General features: G+C 72.8%; 9 protein-coding genes and 1 pseudogene. 4 read left to right on the forward strand and 6 right to left on the reverse strand.

Features of this window, described 5'->3' with window-relative positions:
- Nucleotides 1–457, reverse strand: a pseudogene (locus ASF38_RS17845) (methyltransferase); the annotation flags it as partial.
- Between ASF38_RS17845 and ASF38_RS18720 the strand changes: the two are divergent.
- Nucleotides 456–773: sigma-70 family RNA polymerase sigma factor (locus ASF38_RS18720; protein WP_235497376.1), on the forward strand; the 318-nt coding region annotated here is incomplete at its 3' end. The pseudogene ASF38_RS17845 and the gene ASF38_RS18720 sit on opposite strands and share 2 nt — an antisense overlap.
- A 45-nt stretch (nt 774–818) precedes the next feature.
- The gene (locus ASF38_RS19620; RefSeq protein WP_369815166.1) at nt 819–1,115 is read left to right on the forward strand and encodes a sigma-70 family RNA polymerase sigma factor; all 297 of its coding nucleotides are present in this window, start codon (nt 819–821) and stop codon (nt 1,113–1,115) included.
- Nucleotides 1,116–1,485: 370 nt separating this feature from the next.
- On the opposite strand, the gene ASF38_RS03800 is transcribed toward ASF38_RS19620, so the two are convergent.
- From ASF38_RS03800 to ASF38_RS03815, 4 genes are read right to left on the reverse strand one after another with little or no spacing between them, the layout of a single operon-like run.
- Nucleotides 1,486–2,991, reverse strand: coding sequence for a fused MFS/spermidine synthase (locus tag ASF38_RS03800; protein WP_056573727.1), 1,506 nt, complete (start codon nt 2,989–2,991; stop codon nt 1,486–1,488).
- A gap of 49 nt (nt 2,992–3,040) precedes the next feature.
- Nucleotides 3,041–3,319 carry a Rho termination factor N-terminal domain-containing protein gene (locus ASF38_RS03805; RefSeq protein ID WP_056573730.1) on the reverse strand — a complete coding sequence of 93 codons (279 nt, stop codon included), beginning with the start codon at nt 3,317–3,319 and terminating at the stop codon, nt 3,041–3,043.
- A gap of 53 nt (nt 3,320–3,372) precedes the next feature.
- On the reverse strand, nt 3,373–4,230 hold the full coding sequence (locus tag ASF38_RS03810; protein WP_056573733.1) for a glucose 1-dehydrogenase: 858 nt from the start codon (nt 4,228–4,230) through the stop codon (nt 3,373–3,375).
- Nucleotides 4,227–4,856, reverse strand: coding sequence for a hypothetical protein (locus tag ASF38_RS03815; protein WP_156366767.1), 630 nt, complete (start codon nt 4,854–4,856; stop codon nt 4,227–4,229). Before ASF38_RS03815 ends, ASF38_RS03810 begins: the two co-directional genes overlap by 4 nt.
- 75 nt (nt 4,857–4,931) lie before the next feature.
- Between ASF38_RS03815 and ASF38_RS03820 the strand changes: the two genes are divergently transcribed.
- Both ASF38_RS03820 and ASF38_RS03825 read left to right on the forward strand, forming a co-directional pair.
- Nucleotides 4,932–5,483: a hemerythrin domain-containing protein gene (locus tag ASF38_RS03820; protein WP_055966146.1), complete on the forward strand. Its 552-nt coding sequence runs from the start codon at nt 4,932–4,934 to the stop codon at nt 5,481–5,483.
- A 208-nt stretch (nt 5,484–5,691) separates the two neighbouring features.
- A complete protein-coding gene (locus tag ASF38_RS03825) occupies nt 5,692–6,312 on the forward strand; it encodes a GAF and ANTAR domain-containing protein (protein ID WP_055963085.1) in 621 nt (206 codons plus the stop codon).
- 3 nt (nt 6,313–6,315) lie between these two features.
- Here the strand turns inward: ASF38_RS03825 and ASF38_RS03830 are convergent, their stop codons facing one another.
- The gene (locus ASF38_RS03830) at nt 6,316–7,011 is read right to left on the reverse strand and encodes a GAF and ANTAR domain-containing protein (protein ID WP_055963082.1); all 696 of its coding nucleotides are present in this window, start codon (nt 7,009–7,011) and stop codon (nt 6,316–6,318) included.
- Nucleotides 7,012–7,197 lie beyond the last annotated feature (186 nt).

Below are 7,197 nucleotides of genomic sequence, written 5' to 3' on the forward strand. Positions count from 1 at the left end.
GCACGGCGTCGAACTGGCCTTCGCGGACCTCCACGTCCTCGGTCACGCGCTCGGCGTTCACGCGGGCGAGCTCACAGGCTCGGGGAGCCGCGTCGACCATCACCAGTCGACGTCCGGTGCCGTGGACCGCCGCGAGGCCGATCTGGCCGGCCCCGGAGCACAGCTCGAGCACGCCACCCTCGGGGAGGGAGGTCAGCAGCTCGGCTGCCCAGCGCGACTGGGCGTACGTCCATGGTCGCGGCAGCAGCACGGTGTCGTCGACGTCGATCGACAGGGGACCGAACGGCACGGTCCGCACGGTCGGGGCGGGGGCGGTCTGTCCTGGGGAGTCCACGTGCGGGACGTACCCGGAGCCGGGCACCTGAATCCTGCCGGGGTTGCGGATCGTCGACGCCCGGGTCAGGCTGGAAGCAGGTTGAGCAGCAGCCGTCGTCGCCCCGACTCGGGAGGTCGACATGGCTCAGACCATGCGCACGGGCTCGCTCATCCAGGATCATCTGCCACTCGCGGCACATCTGGCTCGCCTCTACCGCGGCCGCGGCGTCGAGGACGACGACCTGCTCCAGGTCGCCCGCCTCGCGCTCGTCAAGGCGGCGGAGCGCTTCGACGCCGACCGCGGAGACTTCGCGCCGTACGCGGCCAGCACCATCCGCGGCGAGATCAAGCGGTACTTCCGCGACCACGCCTGGAGCGTGCGCCCACCACGTCGTCTCCAGGAGCTGCAGGCGCGCATCGCGGCGGAGACCGTGGTCGGGTCCTCGTGGACCGAGAACNNNCCACAGGAGATCGCCGCGCAGCTCGGCGTGCCGGTGACCGACGTGCGTGAGGCGCTCGCCGCCGGCGGCTGCTTCACGGCCGACACGCTGGACGACGGCATCGGATCGGCGGCACTCACGGAGGACGGGTACGCCCGGGTCGACGCCTGGCTCACGGTCCGGTCGTTGCGCACCACGCTGACCGACGACGAGCGACGCCTGCTCGCGTGGCGCTTCGTCGACGAGCTGCCCCAGCGCGAGATCGCGACCCGGCTCGGCATCAGCCAGATGCAGGTCTCACGTCGTCTGTCGACTCTGCTGGCGCGGCTGCGCCGCGAGGTGGGTGACGTCGCGGCCTGACCTCGCCCGCACCGAGGTCGGCGGTCCCTGAGGTCGCGACAGTGCGCAGGGCAGGGCAGGGATTCTCCCTTCTCGTGGACCGTTCCACGACAAGGGAGAACCCCTGCCCCTACGGGGCCCCTGGTCGTCGCCAGGATTCTCCCTACGCGAGGCACGGTCCACGAGAAGGAAGAATCCTGCGTGGATCACGCGCAGATGGAGAATCGTGGCCGCGCCCCGCAGACCCAGCCGGGCCGAGAACCCCCGCTCCGGTCGAGGCCCTTTCGGAGACCACCCCGACTCGCAGCCACAGCGACGCAGCAGCAGGCGGCAGCGCCGCCGCACGGGAAGGCCCGGCGGCAGCGACGAGCGACGAGGCGATCGGCGAAGGTCAGGGGGTGAGCAGCTGGTCGACCGGGGCGTAGTCGTCCGTCAGCTCGGTCGCGTCGCCCACCCAGGCGTCGAGGTCGTCACCCTCGGTGACCTCCCACCCCACCTGGCGCTCACCCAGTCCGGCGCGCACCGCGTCGACGTCGACGGGTCGCTGCGAAGCCGCCACCACGATGTTGCCGCCGCCCGGTCCGGGGCCGTCGGCCGGCCAGCCCAGCACCGCCACGTGCGGCCAGCGCTCCTGGACGGTCCGCACCTCGGCGCGGGCGAAGTCCAGCGAGCCGTGGTCGATCACGTTGAGCACGTAGACGCCGTCGTCGTCGAGGGCCTCGTGCACCTCCTCGGCCATCTCACGGGTGGTCAGGTGCCACGGCACGCTCACGCCGCCGAAGGCATCACCGACCACGAGGTCGAGGCTGCCGGGCTCGACGTCGCGCAGGCCGAGCCGGGCGTCCTCGACCCGCACCTGCAGGGCGTCGCTGGTCTCGAGCCCCAGCTCGTCGCGGTCGAGCTGCACCACGCCGCCGTCGATCTCCGAGACCACGCTCGTGGTGCCCGGGCGCGTCGAGGCCAGCCACCGGGGCATCGTCACACCACCGGCGCCCAGGTGGTGCGCGGCCAGCGGCTCCGACGCCGGGAACATCGCGTCGATCACGGCGGCGTAGCCGCGGGTGTAGGCGAACTCGAGGTACTCGGGGTCGGAGAGGTCCACGAAGGAGTGGCGCAGGCCGTCGAGCACGAGCAGGCGGCCGTCGGGGGTGGATCCCCCCGGCTCCACCGACGCGCAGTGGTAGGTGGTCTCGACCTCGCAGCCGCCGGGCGCTAGGGCCGCGGTGCCACCGACGAGCACCGCGCCGCCGACGGCGAGTAGACCGAAGCCCGGCCCGCGCAGACGCAGCTCCAGCACGGCGGCGGCCACGGCCAGGAGCACCCCGAGGCCGACCAGGATCACGCTCACCCGCACGTGCGAGATGAGCACGAAGCCCGTCAGCACGGTGCCGACGATGGCTCCCACGGTGCCGATGCCCGAGAGCCGACCGACGACCGTCCCGGTCTCGTCGAGGGTGCGCAGCAGCAGCTTGGTCACCATCGGCGTCACCGCCGAGAGGAGGGCGCCCGGCACCACGATCGTCGCGGCTGCCACCAGGTACAGCAGCCCCACGGACTCGGGATCGGCCACGCTGCGCACCGCGAACGGCGTGGCGGCGATGACGACGCCCGAGATCGCGAGCAGCGGCGCGAGGGCCCGGCGCGGGTCGATCGTGTCGGCGGCCCTGCCGCCGGCCCACGAGCCCGCCGCGATGGCCGCCAGGGCCAGACCGATGACCGTGGTCGACGTCTCGAGGGTGAGGCCGAGGTAGGGCGCGAGCAGCCGCAGCGCGACGATCTCGACCACCAGCACCGCGGCGGACGAGCCGAACACCAGGCCGCCCGCGGCGAGGTCGCTCAGCGGTGGCGACCCGCTCCCGGGGGCGGGAACGGCGCTGGAGGACTCTCCGTCGGTCATGCCGACAGTCTTCCAGCCGTTCCCACCCCCGCAGGGTGGACGGCGTCCCTCAGTGGTCGCGCAGCTTCTCGATCAGCTCGTCCTTGCGCAAGTCCGAGTAGCCCTCGAGACCGAGCTCCTTGGCCCGGCCGCGCAGGTCGTCGACCGTCCAGTCCTCGTAGGAGCCGGACTCGCCCCCGCGCTTGCCGACGGTCTTCTCGCCGTCGCGGGCGGCCGCGTTGGAGATCCGGGCGGCCTTCTCCTTCGAGGCTCCGTCGTCGCGGAGCGCCTCGTACATCTCGGGGTTCTTCAGCGACGGCTCGTCGCTCGCGTCCTTGCCTGCCGGCATGGCGCACCTCCTGTCGTCGTCCGGTTCTCTCGTTCGATGGTGGCAGCGTCCCGTCAGAAGACGGGTTTGCCACCGGTCACGCCCAGCACCGTGCCGGACACGTAGCTCGCGTCGCGCTCCGACGCCAGGAACACGAAGGCGGGAGCCACCTCGGCCGGCTGGCCCGCGCGCCCCAGTGGGGTGTCGGATCCGAACTGCTCGATCTTCTCCGTCGGCTGGGTGGCGGGCTGCAGCGGCGTCCAGATGGGGCCGGGTGCCACCGCGTTCACGCGGATGCCGTCGGCCCCGAGCTCGGCGGCCAGGTTCACCGTCAGGTTGTTGAGCGCCGCCTTGGTGGAGGCGTAGTCCAGCAACGACGTCGACGGCTCGTAGGCCTGGATCGACGTGTTGTTGATGACGTTGCCCCCGCGCTCACGTAGGTGCGGCACTGCCGCACGGGTCAGCCAGAACGCGGCGTAGAGGTTGGTCTTCAGCACGCGGTCGAGGTTCTCGTCGGTCAGCGCCTCGATGCCCTCCTCGCGCGCCATCTGGTAGCCGGCGTTGTTCACCAGCACGTCGAGACCGCCGAGCTCTCCGACGGTCTGGGCGACCACGTCGTCGCACGCCGCGCGGTCGCGCAGGTCGGCCTCGAGCGCCAGGACGCGGCGGCCCGCCTCGGCGACCAGGCGGCCGGTCTCGGCCGCGTCGTCGCCCTCGTCGGGCAGGTGCGTGAAGGCGACGTCGGCGCCCTCGCGGGCGTAGGCGATGGCGACGGCGCGGCCGATGCCGGAGTCTCCGCCCGTCACCAGGGCGACCTTGCCCTCCAGGCGGCCGTGGCCGACGTAGGACTCCTCGCCGTGGTCCGGCTGGGGGTCCATCGCCCCCGTGCTGCCGGGCGGGTCCTGCTGCTGGGCGGGGAAGCCGTCACTCATCGGATCCCCTTCTCGTCGGGGGCCGGCGTCGGCTCGAGGGGGACCTCGGGCACGTCGTCCGGATCGTCGGGCTCGATCGGCTGCACGTCGGGCTCGGCTCCCGGGTCGGATGCGGGGTCCGCGTCCGGCTGGGGTACGGCGAACGGGTCGTCAGGAGCGATGGTCATGGTGATTCCTTCCGTTGTCGTGCACACGTCGACGTTCGCGTGGATCGTCAGACCTTGCATCTCGGGCTCGTCCTCGAGGACCGCGCTCGCGCCGTCGGGCGTGGCGGGCTCCAGGACCATGAGCCGCAGACCCGGCGCGTCCTGCGCGGTCGTCCACGCCGCCACCCGGGAGATGGCGGCCAGGACGCCGGGAGCGGCCAGCTCCCCGCCCGCGCGACGAGCGTGGGCGTCGGGCCCCGTGGAGTACCGCAGCACCACGATGAAGCGGCGCTCCGCCACGCGGTGCCAGAGGGACTGCACCTCGGCGTCCGGCTCGACAGCGGCCGGCACCAGGCACAGCACGGCGTCCGTGGCGGGGTCGTCCTCGAGGTCCCGCAGGTGCGCCACGTCCTCGGCATGAGCGATGCTCAGCACCAGGGCCGATCGTCGGCCCTGTTCCAGTCCGATTCGGGTCGTCATGGGCGCGATGTACCCAGGACCGGGCGGGTCATGCGCCGACGTGCGCGACCGATCGCGCGTGCCTACGCTCGCGCCATGACCTCCTCCACCACCATCGACCTGGGCCGCCCCGTCTCGGGCGACGTCATCGAGCTGATCCTCGACGACCACCGCCGCTTCGAGGACCTGCTGCGCCAGCTGCGCAGCACCGCGTCGGACCGCGACGCCGTGCGTCAGGCGTTCTCGGCCTTGCACGTCGCCCACGCCGAGGCCGAGGAGCGCCACGTGTACCCGCAGCTCAAGAAGCGGCGGGCCGTGGACGCCCACGAGGCCGACCACGGCGAGCACGAGCACGCCGAGGGCAACGAGGCCCTGCTCGCGGTCATGGAGTGCGCCGCCACCGACACGCAGAAGTTCGACGACGCCGTCGAGGAGCTGACCCGACTCGTCAGCCACCATCTCACCGAGGAGGAGCTGACCATCCTCAACCCGGCGCGCGAGGAGCTCGGTCCCGAGGTCCTCGCGAAGCTCGGCGAGGCCTTCGCGACGGAGCGCAACGAGCAGATCGACGCGGACTGCGGACGACTGGACAACCTCCGACGCATCGTCCGCGAGGCGCGGCGCGAGGGTCTCATCGACGAGGACTGACCCGGCGTGGGTCGGACCACACCGGTGTGGTTCGCTACCCCTCGGTTGAGCAGCAGCCGACGACCTCACGCACCAGGAGGTGGTCGCGCTGACCCGTCCTGCTCCACCCCCGTCGCCGTCCTCGCCCGAGGCCTCGGGCTCCACGACCGCCGGGCAAGGCCCCTCGGCGTCCTCGACCTTTCGCGTCCAGCCACCGCCCACCGAGTCGGTGGCGCACCGCATCGCCTCGCTCGCGCTCGCCGTGGTCCCGTGCGACGCCGCCGCCGTGACGGTGCCGTCGGCCTCGGGCCGACCGGCGCTCGCGGCGACGTCACCCCAGGCGATGCAGGCGCTCCGTCTCCCGGGAGGCCCAGGAGCCGGTTCCTCGCTCGCCGACGCCGGGCCCGTCGGCCACGTCCACGTCCGTGACACCGCCAGCGATCCGCGCTGGCGCGACTGGGGTCGCGACGTGGCGATGCTGGGCCACCGGTCGGTCGTCGTGGTGCCGTTGTCCAGCCGCAGCGGCGAGCCCGGCCGCCTCGACCTCTACGCCGAGGACCCCGACGCGTTCGACGACGAGGCGTGCCTGCGCGCCACCGAGCTGGGAGGACTCGCCTCGGTCGCGCTCGGCGTCGCCCACGATCGCGACGGGTTGCGCCGCGCCCTCGACGCGCGTGGCGACATCGGCATCGCCGTCGGCGTGCTCGTGGAGCGCTACGGACTGACGGTCGACGCCGCCTTCCAGGTGCTCGTCCGCCACTCGCAGCACCGCAACGTCAAGCTTCGCGACGTCGCGCGTCGGCTGGTCGAGGAGGGCGACCTCCCGGACGAGGTGACCTCGCAGGCCTGACGCTCAGTCGATCCCGGGCAGGCTCCGCGTGTGGACCAGGTCGCGCGCCACCTGCGCCAGCTTCACGTTGTGGTGCTGCGAGTACCGCACGAGCACCGCGAAGGCCTGGTCGGCGTCGACGCCGAAGCGCTCCATGAGGATGCCCTCCGCCTGGCCGATCACGGTGCGACTGGCGAGGGCCTCCTGCAGCGACGCCCGTTCCTGCGACGAGGCGATGGCGATCGCGGCGTGGCTCGCGAGGTGACGCGCTGCCTCGCGGTCGGCCTCGTCGAACGCGTCGACCGAGGAGCCGTAGAGGTTCAGGGCACCGAGGCCGCGGTCGTCGAGGTTCAGCTGTACGCAGAACATCGCCCGCACACCGGCCTCGACCACCTCGGGACGCCAGCGCGGCCAGCGCTCGTCGCTCGTGAGGTCGGGGGCGTCGATCTCGTCGGCGTCCAGCGCATCGACGCACGGACCCTCGTGGAGCCGGTGCTGCAGGTCGTCGGCCCGCGCCACGAGCTCGCTGGTGGGGGCCACGGTCTCGATCCGGCCCCGCGCACGGACCAGCGAGACACCCGCGTCGGAGGCGCCGCGGACCAACTCGAGCGCCAGCGACGTCAACCGCTCGGCGGTGCGCTCCGCGGTGGGCTGCGTCGCCAGCTCGCGGGCCATCGCCGCGAGCCGGTCGTCGAGCCCGTCGTCCACCTGTTCCGCCATGTGAGGATCCTCCTGGAGGGAGGATACCGAGGCGGGCCCCGGCCGGCCGCGTGAACGACCTGGCCACCCGCGCAGGGCCTCCGCACCACCCGGCACCATGGTGCTCATGACGGACTCCAAGGACGTGCAGCGCACGCTCGACCTCGCCCTGAGGATCGGCGAGATGCTGCTGTCCAACGGTGCGGG

The sequence above is a fragment of the Aeromicrobium sp. Leaf272 genome (genome assembly GCF_001422865.1).
Taxonomy (GTDB): domain Bacteria; phylum Actinomycetota; class Actinomycetes; order Propionibacteriales; family Nocardioidaceae; genus Aeromicrobium.

Excerpts from the sequence above, each read along its gene's own strand:
- ASF38_RS03800 (WP_056573727.1), bottom strand. The coding sequence starts at position 2,991 with ATGACCGACGGAGAGTCCTCCAGCGCCGTTCCCGCCCCCGGGAGCGGG.
- ASF38_RS03820 (WP_055966146.1), top strand. The coding sequence starts at position 4,932 with ATGACCTCCTCCACCACCATCGACCTGGGCCGCCCCGTCTCGGGCGAC.
- ASF38_RS03805 (WP_056573730.1), bottom strand. The coding sequence starts at position 3,319 with ATGCCGGCAGGCAAGGACGCGAGCGACGAGCCGTCGCTGAAGAACCCC.
- ASF38_RS03830 (WP_055963082.1), bottom strand. The coding sequence starts at position 7,011 with ATGGCGGAACAGGTGGACGACGGGCTCGACGACCGGCTCGCGGCGATG.
- ASF38_RS03810 (WP_056573733.1), bottom strand. The coding sequence starts at position 4,230 with ATGAGTGACGGCTTCCCCGCCCAGCAGCAGGACCCGCCCGGCAGCACG.
- ASF38_RS03815 (WP_156366767.1), bottom strand. The coding sequence starts at position 4,856 with ATGACGACCCGAATCGGACTGGAACAGGGCCGACGATCGGCCCTGGTG.